Source organism: Shewanella jiangmenensis, assembly GCF_018596335.1.
In the GTDB taxonomy this organism is placed as follows: Bacteria; Pseudomonadota; Gammaproteobacteria; order Enterobacterales; family Shewanellaceae; genus Shewanella; species Shewanella jiangmenensis.
Map to the genome: position 1 here is coordinate 645,436 of NZ_JAHEPS010000001.1, position 19,359 is coordinate 664,794.

At 53.8% G+C, this 19,359-nt stretch carries 16 protein-coding genes; 2 read left to right on the forward strand and 14 right to left on the reverse strand.

Features of this window, described 5'->3' with window-relative positions:
- Positions 1–92: 92 nt before the first annotated feature.
- From KJI95_RS02870 to KJI95_RS02885, 4 genes are all read right to left on the reverse strand, one after another.
- Positions 93–1,319 carry a phosphopentomutase gene (locus KJI95_RS02870; protein WP_214505652.1) on the reverse strand — a complete coding sequence of 409 codons (1,227 nt, stop codon included), beginning with the start codon at positions 1,317–1,319 and terminating at the stop codon, positions 93–95.
- Positions 1,320–1,331: 12 nt separating this feature from the next.
- The gene (gene deoA, locus KJI95_RS02875; protein ID WP_214505653.1) at positions 1,332–2,663 is read right to left on the reverse strand and encodes a thymidine phosphorylase; all 1,332 of its coding nucleotides are present in this window, start codon (positions 2,661–2,663) and stop codon (positions 1,332–1,334) included.
- A 156-nt stretch (positions 2,664–2,819) separates the two neighbouring features.
- Positions 2,820–3,593 carry a deoxyribose-phosphate aldolase gene (gene deoC / locus KJI95_RS02880; protein WP_214505654.1) on the reverse strand — a complete coding sequence of 258 codons (774 nt, stop codon included), beginning with the start codon at positions 3,591–3,593 and terminating at the stop codon, positions 2,820–2,822.
- Positions 3,594–3,941: 348 nt separating this feature from the next.
- A complete protein-coding gene (locus KJI95_RS02885; RefSeq protein ID WP_349356696.1) occupies positions 3,942–4,763 on the reverse strand; it encodes an outer membrane protein OmpK in 822 nt (273 codons plus the stop codon).
- Between KJI95_RS02885 and KJI95_RS02890 the strand changes: the two genes are divergently transcribed.
- Entirely contained in the window at positions 4,654–4,914 is a 261-nt protein-coding gene (locus KJI95_RS02890) for a hypothetical protein (protein WP_214506209.1), read from the forward strand. The genes KJI95_RS02885 and KJI95_RS02890 overlap by 110 nt on opposite strands.
- Positions 4,915–5,049: 135 nt before the next feature.
- Here the strand turns inward: KJI95_RS02890 and KJI95_RS02895 are convergent, their stop codons facing one another.
- From KJI95_RS02895 to pnp, 6 genes are all read right to left on the reverse strand, one after another.
- On the reverse strand, positions 5,050–6,309 hold the full coding sequence (locus KJI95_RS02895) for a NupC/NupG family nucleoside CNT transporter (protein ID WP_214505656.1): 1,260 nt from the start codon (positions 6,307–6,309) through the stop codon (positions 5,050–5,052).
- A gap of 176 nt (positions 6,310–6,485) precedes the next feature.
- Positions 6,486–7,265 carry a TatD family hydrolase gene (locus tag KJI95_RS02900; RefSeq protein ID WP_214505657.1) on the reverse strand — a complete coding sequence of 260 codons (780 nt, stop codon included), beginning with the start codon at positions 7,263–7,265 and terminating at the stop codon, positions 6,486–6,488.
- A 1-nt stretch (position 7,266) separates the two neighbouring features.
- The gene (locus KJI95_RS02905) at positions 7,267–7,521 is read right to left on the reverse strand and encodes a DUF5363 domain-containing protein (RefSeq protein WP_214505658.1); all 255 of its coding nucleotides are present in this window, start codon (positions 7,519–7,521) and stop codon (positions 7,267–7,269) included.
- Positions 7,522–7,605: 84 nt separating this feature from the next.
- Positions 7,606–9,192 carry a peptide chain release factor 3 gene (gene prfC / locus KJI95_RS02910; protein WP_214505659.1) on the reverse strand — a complete coding sequence of 529 codons (1,587 nt, stop codon included), beginning with the start codon at positions 9,190–9,192 and terminating at the stop codon, positions 7,606–7,608.
- 108 nt (positions 9,193–9,300) lie between these two features.
- Positions 9,301–10,209 (reverse strand): lipoprotein NlpI, encoded by a 909-nt coding sequence (gene nlpI, locus KJI95_RS02915; RefSeq protein ID WP_214505660.1) that lies wholly within the window; start codon positions 10,207–10,209, stop codon positions 9,301–9,303.
- Positions 10,210–10,383: 174 nt separating this feature from the next.
- On the reverse strand, positions 10,384–12,480 hold the full coding sequence (gene pnp, locus KJI95_RS02920) for a polyribonucleotide nucleotidyltransferase (RefSeq protein ID WP_214505661.1): 2,097 nt from the start codon (positions 12,478–12,480) through the stop codon (positions 10,384–10,386).
- 184 nt (positions 12,481–12,664) lie between these two features.
- On the opposite strand from pnp, the gene KJI95_RS02925 reads away from it, so the two are divergent.
- Positions 12,665–14,707: a putative bifunctional diguanylate cyclase/phosphodiesterase gene (locus KJI95_RS02925; protein ID WP_214505662.1), complete on the forward strand. Its 2,043-nt coding sequence runs from the start codon at positions 12,665–12,667 to the stop codon at positions 14,705–14,707.
- 220 nt (positions 14,708–14,927) lie between these two features.
- On the opposite strand, the gene rpsO is transcribed toward KJI95_RS02925, so the two are convergent.
- From rpsO to infB, 4 genes are all read right to left on the reverse strand, one after another.
- Positions 14,928–15,197: a 30S ribosomal protein S15 gene (gene rpsO / locus KJI95_RS02930; protein WP_214505663.1), complete on the reverse strand. Its 270-nt coding sequence runs from the start codon at positions 15,195–15,197 to the stop codon at positions 14,928–14,930.
- 98 nt (positions 15,198–15,295) lie between these two features.
- Positions 15,296–16,243 carry a tRNA pseudouridine(55) synthase TruB gene (gene truB / locus KJI95_RS02935; RefSeq protein ID WP_214505664.1) on the reverse strand — a complete coding sequence of 316 codons (948 nt, stop codon included), beginning with the start codon at positions 16,241–16,243 and terminating at the stop codon, positions 15,296–15,298.
- Positions 16,243–16,647: a 30S ribosome-binding factor RbfA gene (rbfA, locus tag KJI95_RS02940; RefSeq protein ID WP_214505665.1), complete on the reverse strand. Its 405-nt coding sequence runs from the start codon at positions 16,645–16,647 to the stop codon at positions 16,243–16,245. The genes truB and rbfA overlap by 1 nt, the downstream gene beginning before the upstream one ends.
- 50 nt (positions 16,648–16,697) lie before the next feature.
- Positions 16,698–19,340: a translation initiation factor IF-2 gene (infB, locus tag KJI95_RS02945; protein ID WP_214505666.1), complete on the reverse strand. Its 2,643-nt coding sequence runs from the start codon at positions 19,338–19,340 to the stop codon at positions 16,698–16,700.
- Positions 19,341–19,359 lie beyond the last annotated feature (19 nt).

A 19,359-nucleotide genomic window follows, 5' to 3' on the forward strand; every position in this document is an offset into this window, starting at 1 on the left:
CTGTTTAACCCCTGTATTTTTGTTAAGACTTAAGTCTTTGATAATAGGCGACTCAAAGGGAGCCGCCAAAACGAAACATTTTCAGCGTGCGTTTACTTTGCCGCCGCGACAAAAGATTCGCCATACTCCATCGGACTTAATCCGAAGTAATGGGCAATCGACTGCCCTATGTCGGCAAAGGTGCTGCGCTTGCCAAGGGAACCCGCCTTGAGGCCGGCGCCGTATGCAAGTACCGGCACAAACTCACGGGTGTGATCCGTACCCTGCCAGGTCGGGTCGCAGCCATGGTCGGCAGTCAGCAGCAGCAAATCATCTTTCTCAAGCAGCGCCATCAGCTCAGGCAAGCGGGCATCGAAATATTCCAGCGCCTTGGCATAGCCTGACACGTCGCGGCGATGGCCGTAATGAGAGTCGAAATCCACAAAGTTGGTGAAGACTATAGTGTTGTCACCGGCTTGTTTGATTTGCTCAAGTGTGGCATCAAACAAGTCTTCAAGCCCGGAGGCCTTCACCTTTTTGGTGATGCCACAGTGGGCGTAAATATCGGAAATCTTACCTACGCTGACCACATCACCACCGGCTTCTTTAAGCTTGTCGAGCACGGTTTTTGATGGCGGCTCAACGGCATAGTCGCGACGGTTACCGGTACGGGCAAAGTCGCTTGGGCCGGTGCCAACAAATGGACGGGCAATTACGCGGCCGATGTTGTAAGGCTCAAGCTCTTCGCGGGCGATTTCACACAGGCGGTAGAGATTCTCAAGCCCAAAGCTTTCTTCGTGGCAGGCAATCTGGAACACGCTGTCGGCGGAGGTGTAGAAAATCGGCTTGCCGGTTGTCATGTGCTCCACGCCGAGCTCTTCGAGAATCGTGGTACCGGACGCGTGGCAGTTACCCAAAAAGTCAGTCAGACCAGCGCGCTCAAGAATTTTGTCGGTCAGTTCTTTCGGGAACGAATTGGTGTGGTCGCTGAAGTAGCCCCATTCGAACAGCACAGGAACACCGGCCATTTCCCAGTGACCACTGGGCGTGTCTTTACCTGAGCTGAGCTCCTGGCAATGACCGTAAGCGCCAATAATATCCACGTTATCGCCAAAACCCGCGGCAAAGCTGCCGGTGGCTTCTTTGCCCGCATGGCCAAGGCCCAGACGGCTTAAGTTTGGCAGTTTGAGCTCACCAGAGCGGCCCACGTCGGCCTTGCCCTCGGCGCACATTTTGGCGATATGACCAAAGGTGTTGGAACCGACATCGCCAAACTTGTCGGCGTCATCGGCAGCACCAATGCCAAAGGAGTCGAGCATCAGAATAATGGTACGTTTCATAACTTGTTCCCCTTACAGATCGCCGGCACGTACGTACTGGTAGATCTCAGGTGTTTTTTCAGGTTGTTTGTCGGCTATCTGGATAGCGCCGCGCACCGCACGGGCCGCTTCCTCAAAGGCTGCTTCAGATTGAGCATGGATAACCGCCAAGGGTGTGTCGCTATCGATTGCCTGGCCAAGGGCACAAACATTGGACAAACCGACACTGTAATCGAGCGCATCGCCGGGCTTGCGACGACCGCCGCCTAAAGTCACTACGGCCAGACCCAGTTCTCGGGTCACCATACTATAGGCAAAGCCTGAACGTTCTGCGTAAACCGGACGCACGATGGACGCCTTGGGCAGATACTTGTCGTAGCTTTCAACGAAGTCGGCTGGGCCACCGAGCCCTGCGACCATCTTGCCGAAAATCTCGGCGGCGCGGCCATTATCGAGCACGGCATTGAGCTTGCTGCGGGCGTCGGCCTCGCTTGAGGCGAGGCCTCCCAGCTGCAACATCTCGGCGCAAAGACCCATGGTCACTTCATAGAGGCGTGGATTGCGGTATTTGCCGGTCAAAAAGTCCACTGCTTCTTTGACTTCCAGCGCGTTACCGGCGCAGGAGGCAAGCACCTGATTCATGTCGGTGAGCAGCGCTGTGGTCTTGGTACCGGCACCGTTGGCAACAGCAGTGATGGAGCGGGCAAGTTCCAGTGACGCTTCGTAGGTCGGCATAAAGGCGCCGCTGCCCACTTTCACATCCATCGCCAGCGCATCGAGGCCTGCGGCGAGTTTCTTTGACAGAATCGAGGCAGTAATGAGCGAAATGGATTCAACGGTGGCGGTATTGTCACGAATCGAATAGAAGCGCTTGTCGGCAGGCACCAAATCACCTGTCTGACCGATAATCGCCACACCGGCTTCTTTCACGACCTTACGGAACAGCTCACTCGATGGCTCGGTCTGATAGCCGGGAATGGCATCAAACTTGTCCAGGGTGCCACCGGTGTGACCAAGGCCTCGGCCTGAAATCATCGGCACATAACCACCGCAGGCGGCGACCATGGGGCCAAGCATCAGCGAAATCACATCGCCAACACCGCCGGTACTGTGCTTGTCGATAACCGGGCCGTTCAGGCCCAGGCTGTCCCAATTGAGCACAGTGCCTGAGTCGCGCATGGCCGTGGTCAACGCAATGCGCTCATCCATGGTCATGTCATTGAAATACACCGCCATACCCAGCGCGGCAATCTGTCCTTCGGATACGCTGCCATCGGTAATGCCCTTAACGAAGAATTGAATTTCTTGGTTAGTGAGCGCATCACCGTTACGTTTTTTGCGAATAATCTCTTGTGCCAGAAACATACTGCTGTCTCCAAGAATGTCAGTGGCTTTCAGAATTCTACCAAAACCACCGACATTTCATCCTCTGGAACGCCAAAACTGTAAAAATATTACAAAGCCATATTAGCTAAAGATGAAGCTTACCGTTTCGACGCGGATCACAAATCCTGCCGTGGATCAGTAGCCCTGTGCACCTTTGGGTGCATCAGACAGCTCCAGGGTGTGCAGCAGGCTGCCAAGCAGGCTGGAGGCACCGAAACGGAAGGTACGCGGGGTTACCCAGTCTTCACCCAGAATACGGGCAGCAGTGCCAAGGAACTCAGCAGCAGCGGCAGCATCACGTACGCCACCGGCTGGCTTAAAGCCAACGGCACGGTTCTTTTCGGCAATCACGGTCAGCATGATTTCAGCCGCTTCCAGCGTGGCGTTTACAGGCACTTTACCGGTAGAGGTTTTGATAAAGTCAGCGCCGGCATCGATAGAGATTTCAGAGGCTTTACGGATGAGGGCTGGGTCTTTCAGCTCACCGGACTCGATGATGACTTTAAGGAGCACATCGTCACCGCACGCTTCTTTACAGGCCTTTACCAGCTCGAAACCAACGGTTTCATCGCCTTCCATCAGGGCGCGGTATGGGAATACCACGTCAACTTCATCGGCGCCGTAGGCAACGGCTGCGCGGGTTTCCAGCACGGCAATGGCGATATCATCGTTACCATGGGGGAAGTTGGTGACAGTGGCAATCTGGATATCTTCAGCATCCAATTCCATCAGGGTCTTGCGTGCGATAGGAATAAAACGGGGATAAATACAGATGGCGGCAGTGTGGCCGGCCGGGGTCACGGCTTTTTTACACAGTTCAATGACTTTCTCAGCGGTATCGTCATCATTCAGCGTTGTGAGGTCCATCAACTCAATGGCACGCTGGGCTGCTTTTTTAAGATCGCTCATAGTTGTTCTCCGAGACGTAATTCAATTGAAACAGAAATCGTGTCCAGGGCAACGCCTTGCGGTGGCAGGTTGTTCGAATAATTATGGCCGGGCCTTCAGGCGGTGCCTTATGCCTTTTCAGGGCATAGTTACAGGTATTCAGTGTCGATAATGTTTACCACGACTTGAATCCTTGAAGACCGGAAAGGGGAAACTGAGCGTTTCTGCTTTCCGCGAAAAATCCCTTTTAACGCGAGAGCTCACAAACCTTACTTAAACATGCTCTTGGGGATAAAACCATGCTTGAGTAAAGATTAAGACCTAAGCATTAAGTGTGGAGCCGTGCAGCGCACGGCTCCAACAGTACAATTAGAAGTTGTACTTGGCAGTGAAGATTGCTGCGTCGTGGTAAGCAGCAGTACCCAGCTTGTGATCAGCATAGCGATACTGCAGACCGAAGGTCAGCTGTTCAGTGGCAAGCCACCACAGAGACACGGCACCGTTCTGACCGGTAGACTTCAGAGTGTACTGAGTACCGTTGTTACGGAACTGGTCTTCACGAGCGAATTCAGTCTCGTGCCAGTTGGTAACCATGAACTTCTGGCTGCCCAGATCGAAGTTGTAGCCCAGTACCCAACCAGCCATGTAGCCGTTGAAACCTGAACCAGCGAAAGTTTGGTTTTCGTAGTGTACACCGAGGAATGGCTTGATCCAGAAACCTGAATCAGTGAACACGTCGTAGCTCACACCCACAACCAGGTTCTGGTCGAAGAAACCTTCAGCAGCCACAGTCAGGCTGTACAGGTGAGAGTATACGTTCCAGTTGCTGCTACCGATGTTGGCAGCGATAGAACCTTTGGCAGCGATACGGAAAGAGTCAGTAACTGGGTTACCGCTGAAATCGCGCTCGCTCTTGTTGATGTTTTCTGGGTTTTCCAGATCGATGAAGCCGTATACGTCACCCCAAGAGTAACCAGCGCCACCTTCCAGCTCCAGGTATACGAAGTCTTCTTTAGCGCCACCGTAACCGTTGTTAGAACGGTCTTCGGCTTTAGCAGTCCAGTCCAGGTAGTTAACGGACATGTTAGAGAAACCGTACAGCTGTTCAGCTTGTGCAGTACCAGCAGATACGGCGGCGAGAGTAGCGGCGGCAACAGCCATCATTTTAACGTTTTTCATCATCAACCCCATTTATTGGTGTTTGCTGCCTTTTGACAGCGTTTTTGTTTTGCCCGCGTATTTTACCTTGGCCGTGCTAAAGCACAATGGCTTTGGTGCTTATCGCGAACACAAAATTCTTATCTGTGAACAAAGTCGTAAACCGACCCCTAAACCCAGTTAACCAATTTTACAGTTGGCTTACACTGAGCCCCTCCGCAAGTGTAGAACACGGCGGTTAATGATTCAGGCTTTGTTCTATGGAAAATGGTTGAATTAACGAGGGCCCGGCCTGGCTGGCACGGGCCCCGTCAGGCACTTACAGTGCCAGGAACAGACCTGCGAGCGTCGCACTCATCAGGTTGGCCAGAGAACCGGCGATAACGGCACGGATACCCAGCTTGGCCAGATCGTGGCGACGGTTAGGCGCCATGGCACCCAGACCACCGAGCAGAATGGCGATAGAAGACAGGTTCGCGAATCCACACAAAGCGAAGGACACAATAGCCTTGGTACGGTCAGACATAGCAGCACCGGTTTCGGCCACTACCATACCGCCGTCAGCGATGTCTTTCAGGTATGGAGCAAAGTTCAGGTAGGCTACGAACTCGTTCACAACGATCTTCTGACCGATGAAAGAACCGGCAACCAGCGCTTCGTTCCAAGGAACACCGATGAGGAATGCCAGTGGCATGAAGATGTAACCGAGGATCAGTTCCAGAGTCAGACCTTCAACACCGAACCAGCCACCCACGCCACCGATGATGCCGTTGATCATGGCAATCAGACCTACGAAGGCGATCAGCATGGCGCCTACGTTCAGGGCCAGGTGCATACCAGAAGAAGCACCGGCAGCGGCTGCGTCCAGAACGTTGGCTGGCTTGTCAGGATCTTCTGGCAGCTCGTCCATTTCGTTCTTGGTCGAGTCGGTTTCTGGGTGCATCAGTTTAGCCATCAGCAGACCACCTGGAGCGGCCATGAATGACGCAGCAACCAGGTACTCAATTTTAACGCCCATAGAGGCGTAACCGGCCAGTACAGAACCCGCGATAGAAGCCAGACCACCCACCATGATGGCGAACAGTTCAGACTGGGTCATGGTTGGGATAAATGGACGTACAACCAGCGGAGCCTCGGTCTGACCTACGAAGATGTTCGCGGTAGCAGACATAGACTCGGTACGGCTGGTGCCCAGGGCTTTTTGCAGACCGCCACCGATGATACGGATAACCCACTGCATGATGCCCAGGTAGTACAGTACGGCAATCAGAGAAGAGAAGAAAATGATTACTGGCAATACGTTGATGGCGAAAATGAAGCCAACTTTGAACTGTGCCAGATCACCGAACAGGAAGTTGATACCGTTCTGACCGTAACCGATAACAGCAGACACACCGTCAGAAACTGACTTCAGGATGTCTTTGCCCCATGGTACATACAGAACGAAACCGCCGAAGGCAGCCTGGATCGCGAGTGCACCACCAACGGCGCGAACGCTGATTGCCTTTTTGTTATTGGAAAGGAGGAAACCTATTCCAAGTAGGACTGCTACGCCTACCAAGCTCATTAATATACTCATTAACCATCACCCTTTTGTTAACACTTTTTAGTTATGTTGTTAACCAACCTATTTCCGAGCAAAATTATACCTTAGCCTTTGCTGAAAATCGTCGTTTTGATCAAATTTTTGAACTTAAATTTCAACTGCTTAGCTACACAACGTATTGCGACATACACCTGTTTAAGTGAAAAAACCTACAGCTCAAACAGTTGCGTCACATTAGCCAACAGTCGTTCTGATATTAGAACATCGGATTTTTTTTGCAAATCCGCCACTTTGGTGATGATTTGAACAATTATCAGCGGAGAATTACGTCTTGAGTGGGAGGATTTTGGTGCCATGGCGGGCGAATCCGTTTCGCAAATGAAACTGTCTATCGGTAATTCAGCCACCACTTTATGCAGCTTACTTGCATCACCATTCAAAACCAGACCACCAATTCCCAGTTTAAAACCCAGCTCGATATAACGCCTGGCAATCTCCACACTGCCATAAAAGCCGTGGATAACTCCTTTACGCGGTAACTTATAACGGGAAAGCAACGACAGCAGTTCGTTGTGCGCCTTAACGCAGTGCAAAATGAGCGGCAGTTCAAGCTCAGCGGCAAGCTCAAGCTGCGCCTCCAACAGCGGCACTTGCCACTGCCAGTTATCAGCGCGGATTTTATCAAGCCCGCACTCCCCAATCGCGACCAGGCGCCGCTCGCCGCCAAGGCCGTAAAGCTGCGTTCTCAGCTGCGATACCTGCCCCGGCCAGTCTTCAGCAGCCCACCAGGGATGCACCCCCAGCGCAAATGGCCATTGGTAACTGTGTGCAATGTCAAGCTGGCGCGGCCAATGCTCGGGTGACACCCCGGGGATAATACAGGTATCGATATTGGCGCGTTTCATGTCGGCAACGAGCAGGTCCCGATCGGCATCAAACTCGGCAAAATCGAGATGAGCGTGGCTGTCGATAAGGCGGATCGTCGACATATCAGCGCACTTTTTTACAGGAAACAGCAGGCTCATCCGGCTCCAGATTAGCATTGCCGGTGAGAGCAGAATTGCCGGTGAGAGCAGAATTACCATTGCCGGTGAGCGCAGAATTATTCACATTTTCTGATGTTCGTCGCTCCAGCGGCGGGTCTTGCAGCCTCGGCGCGCAGCAGCGGCTATTTTCTGGGGTTAAGCCGAGGTTATCACACCAGTCGCAGTAAGCTTTCCAGCCCCTTTTTATCCAATCAAGCACCAGAGCCTCCTTTAATTGCTGCGCCCTATTCACGAATTTTAGCCAATAAAAAAGGCGGGAATTCCCGCCTTCATCAGCCCCGGATTAATGCTCCCGGGTCTTGGCAAACTGAACGTCCGGATAACGCTCGATGGACAGATTCAGGTTCACCATGGTCGGCGCGATGTAAGTCAGGTTATCACCGCCATCAAGTGCCAGGTTGACCGAGCACTTGCGCTTGAACTCATCCAGTTTACGCCCATCATCACAGTAAACCCAGCGCGCGGTGGCCACGTTAACCGCTTCGTAAATCGCTTCCACGTTGTACTCGGTCTTGAGGCGCGACACCACCACCTCAAACTGCAGCACGCCCACGGCTCCCACGATGAGGTCGTTAGTATCGAGCGGACGGAACACCTGCACCGCGCCCTCTTCCGACAGCTGCACCAGCCCTTTGAGGAGCTGCTTTTGCTTCAGTGGATCTTTAAGGCGAATACGGCGGAACATTTCCGGCGCAAAGTTGGGAATGCCGGTGAATTTCAAATCTTCACCCTGGGTGAAGGTGTCACCAATCTGAATGGTGCCGTGGTTGTGCAGACCGATGATATCGCCGGCAAAGGCTTCTTCGGCGCGCTCACGGTCACCGGCCATGAAAGTCACCGCATCGGAGATATTCACGGTTTTACCGATGCGAACGTGCTTCATCTTCATGCCCTGGGTGTATTTGCCCGACACAATGCGCATAAAGGCGATGCGGTCACGGTGCTTGGGATCCATGTTGGCCTGAATTTTAAACACGAAACCGGCAAACTTCTCTTCGCTGGCTTCGACGCTGCGCTCGCTGGTCTGACGCGGCATAGGCGCGGGGGCCCACTCGGTCAGGCCATCCAGCATATGGTCAACACCGAAGTTACCCAGTGCAGTACCAAAATAAACCGGAGTCAGTTCGCCGCTTAAAAACAGCTCTTTATCAAATTCGTTGGAGGCGCCGCGCACCAGCTCTAGCTCGTCACGCAGCTGCTCAGCAAAGTCACTGCCAACGGCGGTATCGAGCTCAGGGTTGTTCAACCCTTTGATAATACGCACATCCTGAATGGTGTGGCCGTGGCCGGTCTGATACAGAATGGTTTCATCGCGGTGCAGGTGATACACGCCCTTAAACAGCTTACCGCAGCCGATTGGCCAGGTGATGGGAGCACACATGATGTTAAGCTCGGTCTCGACTTCGTCAAGCAGCTCCATCGGATCGCGGATATCGCGGTCAAGCTTGTTCATAAAGGTCACGATCGGCGTGTCACGCAGACGGGTCACTTCCATCAGCTTGCGGGTTCGGTCTTCTACACCCTTGGCGGCGTCGATAACCATCAAACAGGAGTCCACCGCCGTCAGGGTGCGGTAAGTATCTTCCGAGAAGTCTTCGTGGCCAGGAGTATCAAGCAGGTTAACCAGACAGTCATTGTACGGGAACTGCATCACCGAGGTGGTCACCGAGATCCCACGCTCTTTTTCCATTTCCATCCAGTCGGATTTGGCATGCTGACCGCTGCCACGCCCCTTAACGGTACCGGCAGTTTGAATGGCGCGGCCGTGCAGCAGTACTTTTTCAGTAATGGTGGTTTTACCGGCGTCGGGGTGCGAAATGATGGCGAAGGTACGGCGTGAGGCCACTTCGGCAAGCAATGAGTTTGACATGTGCAGGTTTCTTTCAAGTAGCATCGCCGCCCGAAGGCGGCGATGGCGTGGATCTGATTGGCGGGTATTTTCGCCTATATTGGCGTCAAGTACAACGTTGAAGCCGCCTCAGGGGCGTGCAATCTCGGCGCCGGCCTCATTGGCCATACGGCCAAGCTCGACCCTGGCGTACCTGTGCTCGACAAAATCGTAGATGTTGGTGGCAAGCGCCAGACGAAAATAGCTGGCGGCTGACTCTTTACGCCCGGCAGCAACTTCCGCTTTGGCGATATAAAAATAGGCTTCACAAAGCCGCTCTGAATACTCTCTAGGATGATTCAGGCCCTGCTTGGCCTTTTCGAAAATCTGCGGCGCAGTTACTTTACCAAGATAGTAGTCGGCCATCACGGTGGCCCACTCGTCGTTATTGAGCGCCTGACGATGAGTCGCGAGGCGATTCAGCGCCGCTGGGCGGTCGGTTTCGGCGTCAATCAGGAAATACCACAGCGCCCGATAGCCATCTGCAGGATTACGGCGCAGGAACATATCCATGTCCGTCAGCGCAAGGTCGTTACGCTCGCCATAATAAAGCGCAATACCGCGGTTTAAGTAGGCATAGTCGTACTCGGGTTCAAGCTCGAGCACGGCATCAAAGGCCTCATAGGCATTGTCAAAGTCGCCTTCCTGGGTGTAGTAAATACCGAGGAAGTTATAGGCATCGGCGATATTGGGGCGAATTTTCAGCGCCTGGTGAAAGTCGAGCCGCGCCATCAGCCTAAGCCCAAGCGTGTCGTAAATCACGCCGCGCTCGTAGTACACCCGTGCCAATTGATCTTCGGTAAGTTCCATGGTGCCAAGCACTTCGTTAAGGCGTGCAAGGCTCACTTCGTGTTTGTAATCCGGCAGCAGCGGCGCGACCAGCAAGCGCCCGTCAGTACCACCGGCCGTCTTGTCCGCTGAGGTCGAAGCACAGCCCCCTGACAGCATTCCCAGGCCCAATACCACAGACACACACAACGCTTTGAGTTTACGCTCCATCCAACTCTCACCTTAACAACTTAAAACCCGAGCGGGCTGTAATGGCAACCATCATAGCAAGCCGCTCAGGTAGCCGCCATCGACCGTTGATATTTATTACAAAATGACCCATTCGGGCAATTTTGGGCAATAAAAAAGGAGATCCGAAGATCTCCTTTTTCAAATCAGACCAAATTACTCAGCGGCAGCTGGTGCTTTGGCTTCTTTGATAGACAGACGCACACGGCCCTGACGGTCAACTTCCATCACCTTCACGGTGACTTCCTGGTTCAGCTCCAGGTGATCAGACACGTTGGCAACGCGCTCATCACTGATCTGAGAGATGTGAACCAGACCATCTTTGCCAGGCAGGATGTTCACGAAGGCACCGAAATCAACGATACGGATAACCTTACCGGTGTAGATGCGGCCCACTTCCACGTCGGAAGTGATGGCTTCGATACGGCGGATTGCTTCACGGGTGGCTTCGCCACTGGTAGAAGCAATCTTCACGGTACCGTCATCTTCCAGCTCAATGGTAGTGCCGGTTTCTTCGGTCAGTGCACGGATAACCGCGCCGCCTTTACCAATCACTTCACGGATCTTCTCTGGGTTGATCTTGATGGTGGTGATACGTGGGGCGAAGTCAGAGATATCTGGACGGGCGCTGCCGATAGCCTGGTCCATCACGTTCAGGATGTGAACGCGGGCGCCGTAGGCTTGCTGCAGAGCAATTTCCATGATTTCTTTGGTGATACCTTCAATCTTGATGTCCATCTGCAGTGCAGTTACACCATCACGGGTACCGGCTACTTTGAAGTCCATGTCGCCCAGGTGGTCTTCGTCACCCAGGATGTCAGACAGAACTACGAAGTTGTCGCCTTCTTTTACCAGACCCATGGCGATACCGGCCACAGAAGTCTTGATAGGTACACCGGCATCCATCAGCGCCAGTGAAGTACCGCACACAGAGGCCATGGAAGAAGAACCGTTGGACTCGGTGATTTCAGATACCACGCGCACTGCGTATGGGAACTCTTCGGCAGATGGCATTACCGCGTTGATACCGCGCCATGCCAGTTTGCCGTGGCCGATTTCGCGGCGCTTAGGCGAGCCAACCATACCGGTTTCACCCACAGAGAAAGGTGGGAAGTTGTAGTGCAGCATGAAGCGGTTGGTGCGCTCGCCCATGATGGAGTCAATTTTCTGTGCATCACGCTCGGTACCCAGAGTCGCGGTAACCAGCGCCTGAGTTTCACCACGGGTGAACAGCGCAGAGCCGTGAGTACGTGGCAGTACGCCAGCCATCACAGACAGAGCACGGATCATGTCAGGCTCACGACCGTCGATACGTGGCATGCCGGCGATGATACGGCTGCGAACCACGTTCTTCTCGAGGCTACCCAGCAGATCGGCCGCTTCGCGTACGTTCACCTCAGGATTGGCTTCCTGCAGTTTGGCGATGGTGGCTTTTTTCACTTCACCAACGGCTTCGTAACGCTCTTGCTTGGCCATGATCTGGTAAGCGGCGGTCAGGCCTTCTTCGGCCAGCTCTTTGATTTGCGCAACCAGAGCTTCGTTCTTAACAGGTGCAGTCCAGTTCCAACGTGGCTTACCGGCTTCAGCGGCAAACTCTTTGATGGCGTTGATAACAACCTGCTGCTGATCGTGACCGTAAACCACGGCGCCCAGCATCACTTGCTCTGGCAGAGATTTGGCTTCAGATTCCACCATCAGTACAGCGCTCTGGGTACCGGCAACCACCAGATCCAGTTCGCTGCCAGCGAGCTCAGCGGCACCTGGGTTCAGCACGTACTCGCCATTCACATAACCCACGCGGGCAGCGCCCAGTGGACCGTTGAACGGAATACCAGAGATAGCCAGGGCAGCAGAAGTACCGATCATAGATACGATGTCCGGCTCAATCTGCGGGTCTACCGATACTACTGTGATGATGACCTGAACTTCGTTGGTAAAGTCATCAGGGAACAGAGGGCGGATTGGACGGTCGATGAGACGGGCAATCAGAGTTTCATCTTCAGATGGACGGCCTTCACGCTTGAAGAAACCACCGGGGATCTTACCAGCAGCGTAAGTCTTTTCCTGATAGTTCACGGTCAGCGGAAAGAAGTCACGGCCTGGGTCTGCTTCCTTTTTGCCCACAACGGTAACCAGTACTGTTGTGTCGCCCATGCTTGCCATTACGGCACCATCGGCTTGACGAGCGATTACACCTGTTTCCAGGGTGACTGTATGCTGACCATACTCAAAACTTTTTACGATAGGATTCACGTGACCCATTCCTTAATAAATGACCTTGAATTACGCGCGTAAGTATACTGCAATTCAAGCGGATAGTTAAAGAGCGTATTCTGGTGACAAGTCTGCAACTTTTCTCTAAAGTGGAAAGACGGACGAGGCTGGGTGCCTGCATAATAATTTCAGCTTACGCATTAATTTGCCCGGAAACTGATTGATGGCGACACGGTTCAAATCACTGACCTGGAAACAAACCAATCTCGTTGTTTTTACGGCGTTGTTCTTCGCTATTGCCATTTTTGTGGTCGAATTGGCCCTGATGGTTATCTCCACCCGCGATGGTCTCAGCGCCAATCAGCGGGAGCTGCTTGACTCAGTCGAGCAGCCGGCAGCCAACGCCGTATGGGCGCTCGATGATAACCTCGCCCGCCAGACCCTCGAAGGGGTGCTGAAAGTTGAGCATGTCGGCGCCTCGGTGATTGAGCTGGATGACGGCTCACTTTTTGTTTCGGTCAGCAATGACCAGCACAGCTACTCACCGTTTTTTAATGAGCTGAGCACCGAACTTTTCGGCGACTTGCGTGAAATATCCCGCCCGCTTTACCGGCCGCTTTATTTTGAAGGTTCGCGCCAGCAGCAGCTTATCGGTACTCTGACGATTTTTTATGATACCCAGGAGCTTGCCAACACCCTGTTTGGTCAGCTGAAGGTCAGCTTTTTCGCCACTCTGGCGCGGGCACTGCTGCTTACCCTGGTGTTATCCATCGTGTTCCACCGTTTTTTGACCCAGCCAATCGCCAGTATCAGCGAAGCCATTGACCGGATTGAGCCCGAATCGCCGGATGAAAACCTGCTGCCGGTGTCCGAGTCCCACAAAGACGATGAACTGGGTTTGGTGACCACCAAGCTTAATCAAATTTTGCTGCAGTTTGGCCAGACCCAGAGCAAGCTGAGAAAAATGGCAACCCGCGATCCGCTCTCCGGCCTGCCAAACAGAACTCTGCTGCTGGAAACCATTGCCGTGACCATTCAGCGCGCCCGGGTGCATCGCCGCTCCTTTGCACTGCTGTTTATCGACCTTGACCGCTTTAAAAACGTCAACGATTCCCTCGGCCACGCCATTGGCGATCAGTTTCTTGCCCGTATTGCGCGGCTGCTTGAGCGCATCGTTGGCGATAAAGGCACAGTCGCGCGCCTCGGGGGCGATGAGTTTGTGATCCTTGCCGATGAAATCAACAGCGCGGACATGGCGGCGGATTTTGTCGATAAGCTCCTTATCCAGCTAAACAACCCGATTCAACTTGGCGAGCACTCAATTCACCCGGCGGCGTCGGTGGGCATTTCCCTGTATCCGGAAGACGGCCACAGCGCCGAAGATCTTATCCGCCACGCCGATATCGCCATGTATGCCGCCAAGGCATCGGGCTCAAATCAATGGGCGTTTTTCAAACATCAGATGACCGAGCGCGCGGCCGTTCGCCTGCGCACCGAAGCATCACTACATGATGCGCTGAAAAACGATGAGTTTTTACTGCACTTTCAGCCCAAGCTCGATTTGAACACCGGCCGTTTGATGGGATGCGAGGCGCTAATTCGCTGGCAAAAAGATGGCCGCTTAATCAGCCCCATGTCCTTTATTCCGGTGGCGGAAGAGACCGGCATTATCGTGCCTATTGGCCGCTGGGTACTGGAGCAAAGCTGTAAGACCCTGCGCCACTGGCAAAAGCAGTACAACGTGGCGATTCCCATCGCCGTGAACGTGGCGTCACAGCAATTTGCCGACGCAAGCCTGGTGCCCGACATCAAACAGATGGCGCTGCGTTATCAGATTCAGCCTGAGCTTCTGGAAATTGAAATCACCGAAACATCGCTGATGGCCGACGTAGAGGCCGCCATCGTTAAGCTTGAGCAGCTCAAGAACGCCGGTTTCGGGATTGCGGTGGATGACTTTGGCACCGGCTATTCGTCGCTGTCGTACCTGCGCCACCTGCCAATTACCACCATGAAGATTGACCGCTGCTTTGTGTCAGATTTGCCCAACGACAGCGCCATTGCATCCACCATTCTGATGCTCGGTAAGCAACTTGATTTGAAGATTGTCGCCGAAGGCATCGAAAACGATTCGCAGCTTGAATGGCTCAAGAAATCAGGCTGTCCAATTGGTCAGGGCTTCTATTTCAGCCCGCCGCTGTCGCTGGAAGAGTTTGAGCAGAAGTATATTGCCGGTAACACGGCCGCTATCCACGATATTCGCGGTTAAGCAGATTTGGGTGTGAGCGAACCTGAAGATTAATGGCGTGGGCAGATGGCGCGGCATTGCCGTCAACCTCAACTACAGCCGGCAGATCAAACTCTCGCTCAGCTCAAAAAACCGTCAGATCAAACAAGCCTGAACGCTTAATAGCACACAAAAGAACGCGAAAAAAAGACATGAAAAAAGGAGGCAGTTGCCTCCTTTCTTCATTAGACCACGTAGCTGATTAGCGACGCAGACCCAGTTTCTGGATCAGAGCGTTGTAACGCACTGCATCAGAACGGTGCAGGTAAGACAGCAGCTTACGACGTGAGCTAACCATACGCAGCAGACCACGACGTGAGTGGTGATCGTGTACGTGGGCCTTGAAGTGATCCTGCAGGTGGTTGATCTGAGCAGTCAGCAGAGCTACCTGAACTTCGGTAGAGCCGGTGTCGTTTTCGCCACGGCCAAACTCAGCCAGGATTTTTGCTTTAGCTTCAGTACTTAGTGACATGAATATCTCCAAAATATCAGTAGATTGTCCCAGCCGATCACTAACTCAGCCGGGAGGACGCGATATTTTAGCCACATTCCCCCGACCAAGCAACCGATTTAAGCCTCGTCCAGTGTGAATACCACAAGCCGCTTTGGAGCAAGCAGTCCATCCTGATTCAGCTGGCCAATACCGGCAAAGAGTCTCGCCTCACCAAGGGTAATACGCACCAGAGTATCGGCCGGTACATCAGCCACCCGCACCGGGTTACCATTCATCAGATAACCACACATGGCGTCGGGGACATTCACCTCGGGCAAATCACCTACGGCGGTATCCATCGGCAGCAGCAACGGGTCAAGGTAGTGCTGTGGCTCCAGCCCTTCCTGCAACGCTTTGGCGGCCAGCGCCTCGAGCGCTTCGATGGTAATGATGCGCTCAAAAGGGTAGCCAGCAACGCCGGTACGACGCAGCATAATCACGTGGGCGCCACAGCCGAGCATCTCACCCAAATCATCGATGATGGTGCGGATGTAGGTGCCTTTGGAGCAGTGGATGTCCAGCGTGAGCTCATCACCTTCAAGGGAGATAAAGTTAAGTTCAAATACCGTGATAGGCCGCGCTTCGCGGGGCACTTCCTTGCCCTCACGGGCATACTTGTACAATGGCTGGCCCTGATATTTGAGCGCCGAGTACATGGAAGGCACCTGCAGCGTGTCGCCGCGAAAGTGATCAAGCGCTGCATCGAGCGCTTCGCGGGTAAAGTTAAGCGGCCGGGTACTTATCACCTCACCATCGGAATCGCTGGTGTCGGTGCGCTCGCCAAGCTTGGCAGTTACCAGATAACGTTTATCGGCATCCAAAAGATGCGATGAAAACTTGGTGGCCTCACCCAAGCACACTGGCAGCATGCCGGTAGCGAGTGGGTCAAGCGCGCCGGTATGCCCTGCCTTGGATGCGTTAAACAGCCGCTTAACCCGCTGCAGGGCATGGTTTGAACTCATGCCGGTGGGCTTATCGAGCAGCACTATGCCGTCGATATTGCGCCCTTTACTGCGCCGCGCCATCAGTCTTCACCGTGCTCGCCGTCGTCATCGCCGTGAGCCTTTTTGGCCTCATCGTCGCGAATAACCTTGCTGACGAGGTTTGACATACGCATACCTTCAATCAGGGAGGCGTCGTAGATAAAACGCAGTTCAGGCATAACGCGCAGCTTCATGCGGCCAGCCACCAAAGTGCGGGCGAAAGGCGCGGCGGCGTTAAGGGCTGCCAGCTTGTCTTCAATCGCCTTCGGGTCTTCTTCGAAGAAGGTGACGTAGACTTTGGCGTGGCTCAAATCGCGGGAAACATCCACATCGTTGACTGTCACCATGCCGATACGGGGATCTTTCATATCCCGCTGCAGCACAAAGGCCAGCTCCTGTTGCAGTTGCTGACCGATGCGACGGGTACGACTAAATTCTTTTGCCATAATTGCTTACCATAAAATCAACAAGGGCGGCCTAAGCCGCCCTTTCGTTGTTAGAGTGTCCGTGCGACTTCGATAGTTTCGAACACTTCGATTTGGTCGCCAACGCGAACATCGTTGTAGTTCTTAACGCCGATACCACACTCCATGCCGTTGCGGACTTCGTTAACGTCGTCCTTGAAGCGGCGCAGAGACTCAAGTTCACCTTCGTAGATCACCACGTTGTCACGCAGTACGCGGATTGGCGCGCTGCGTTTAACGATACCTTCGGTAACCATACAGCCGGCGATGGCGCCAAGCTTAGGCGACTTGAACACGTCACGCACTTCGGCCAGACCGATGATCTGCTGTTTGAACTCAGGCGACAGCATACCGCTCATGGCAGCGCGCACTTCGTCAATCAGGTCGTAGATCACGCTGTAGTAGCGCAGATCAACGGCTTCAGATTCGATGGTCTTACGGGCCTGAGCGTCGGCACGTACGTTAAAGCCTACCATGATGGCGTTCGAGGCGGCAGCCAGGGTCGCGTCGGTTTCGGTCAGTGCACCAACGCCAGAGGCGATGATGTTAACCTTAACTTCGTCGGTAGACAGCTTACGCAGCGAGTCGGTGATGGCTTCGAGCGAACCCTGCACGTCGGCCTTGAGCACGATGTTGAGTTCCTGCACTTCGCCTTCGGTCATGTTGGCAAACATGTTCTCGAGCTTGGACTTCTGCTGACGCGCCAGTTTCACGTCGCGGAACTTACCCTGACGGTACAGTGCCACTTCACGGGCTTTACGCTCGTCGCGAACTACGGTGGCTTCGTCACCGGCAGAAGGTACGCCAGACAGACCCAGGATCTCTACCGGAATAGATGGACCGGCTTCCTGGATAGAGTGACCGTTCTCATCCTTCATGGCACGAATCTTACCGTACTCAAGACCACACAGAACGATGTCACCGATACGCAGTGTACCTTCCTGAACCAGGATGGTCGCTACCGGACCGCGGCCCTTGTCGAGCTGAGATTCGATAACCACACCGGCGGCCATGCCATCACGTACGGCTTTGAGTTCCAGTACTTCGGCCTGCAGCAGGATAGATTCCAGCAGCTCGTCCACGCCCATACCTGTCTTGGCAGACACGTAACAGAACATGTTTTCACCGCCCCAATCTTCCGACATTACGCCGTGCTGAGACAGTTCACTCTTCACGCGGTCGATATCGGCTTCTGGCTTGTCCATCTTGTTCACAGCGACAATCAAAGGCACGTTACCGGCCTTGGCGTGCTGGATAGCTTCGATGGTCTGTGGCATTACGCCGTCGTCGGCGGCCACTACCAGAATTACGATGTCAGTTGCCTTGGCACCACGGGCACGCATGGCGGTAAACGCCGCGTGACCTGGGGTATCCAGGAAAGTGATCATGCCGTTTTCGGTTTCTACGTGGTAGGCACCGATGTGCTGGGTAATACCACCGGCTTCACCGGCCGCTACCTTGGTGCGGCGGATGTAGTCGAGCAGAGAGGTCTTACCGTGGTCAACGTGACCCATGATGGTCACAACCGGAGCACGGTCTTCTTTCTTGCTGTCTTCATCGCGGTCAGACAGTACCTGATGCTCCAGCTCGTTTTCACGCAGCAGAACAACCTTGTGGCCCATCTCCTCGGCAACCAGCTGAGCAGTTTCCTGATCCAGCACCTGGTTGATGGTTACCATAGAGCCCATCTTCATCATCGCTTTGATGATTTCAGTGGCTTTAACGGCCATCTTCTGGGCCAGCTCAGACACAGTCACAGTCTCGCCAATACGCACGTCACGGGCTACAGCAGCCACAGGCTTGTTAAAGCCGTGGGCCATAGATTCTGGCGTGCTCTTGTACTTCATGTGCTTTTCACGGCCTTCACGGGCGTCTTTGCCACCACGCTTGGACTTGGTCTGAGTCTTGTTGCGGTTACGACGACCACGCTTTTCATCATCCAGATCAGCACTGTCTTCGGCAGCGCGGGCTACCTTGGAAGTGGTGACGTGGTGATCGCTGTAGCGCTCAGCATCGAGACGACGACGCTCTTCTTCGGCCCAGCGGCTTTCGTTTTCTTCAGCCAGCTTACGCGCCTTTTCTTTGGCGGCAGCCGCTTCTTCGTCCGCCTTGCGCTTGGCAGTTTCTTCCTGCTGCGCTTTCAGACGGGCAGCTTCAGCGCGAGACTCTTCAGTCTCAACCACTTTGGCTGGGTCTTTGGCTACGGCCTTGGCGTCAGCTTCAGCTTTGGCCTTGGCTTTGGCCTTGGCTTCTGCATCGGCTTTGGCTTTCGCCTCAGCGTCGGCTTTCGCCTTGGCAGCGGCTTCTGCGTCGGCTTTGGCCTTGGCAGCCGCTTCGGCCTGCGCACGGGCTTCTTCTTCAGCCTTCAGGGCTGCTTCATTGCCATCACGCTTAACAAAAGTACGGGTCTTACGCACTTCAACCTTCACGTCCTTGGACTGGCCACCGCTGGATACACTCAAGGTGGACACAGTCTTGCGCTGCAGGGTCATTTTGGTTGGCTGGGCATCGCCACCGTGTTGCTTCTTGAGATAATCAAGCAGCTGTTGTTTTTCAGATTCAGTAACACTGTCTACCTTGGATTTTTTAATCCCGGCTTCGGCGAACTGTTCTATCAGTCGCTCAACAGTTTTGCCAACTTCGTTGGCCAATTTTTCTACCGTCATGTCCGTCATTGGATACCTCCCCTGTTGA